The sequence below is a fragment of the Citrobacter sp. CK189 genome, from assembly GCF_030333505.1.
Classification (GTDB): domain Bacteria; phylum Pseudomonadota; class Gammaproteobacteria; order Enterobacterales; family Enterobacteriaceae; genus Citrobacter_B; species Citrobacter_B koseri.
In genome coordinates, this window is sequence record NZ_JAOWFV010000006.1 from 1 (window position 1) to 304 (window position 304).

At 56.9% G+C, this 304-nt stretch carries 1 tRNA gene; it reads right to left on the bottom strand.

What is annotated here, in order from left to right:
- Nucleotides 1-111: 111 nt before the first annotated feature.
- Nucleotides 112-198, bottom strand: a tRNA-Leu gene (locus tag OGV83_RS00035).
- Between the last annotated feature and the right edge of the window lie 106 nt (nucleotides 199-304).

A 304-nucleotide genomic window follows, 5' to 3' on the forward strand; every position in this document is an offset into this window, starting at 1 on the left:
GGGGGGGGACTTGAACCCCCACGTCCGTAAGGACACTAACACCTGAAGCTAGCGCGTCTACCAATTCCGCCACCTTCGCACAGTCATCTTACTTTTTTGATATCGCCTCGTTGGTGCGAGGGGGGGGACTTGAACCCCCACGTCCGTAAGAACACTAACACCTGAAGCTAGCGCGTCTACCAATTCCGCCACCTTCGCCCAGTGCGAGCAATATCAACGTGGTTTTGGTGCGAGGGGGGGGACTTGAACCCCCACGTCCGTAAGGACACTAACACCTGAAGCTAGCGCGTCTACCAATTCCGCC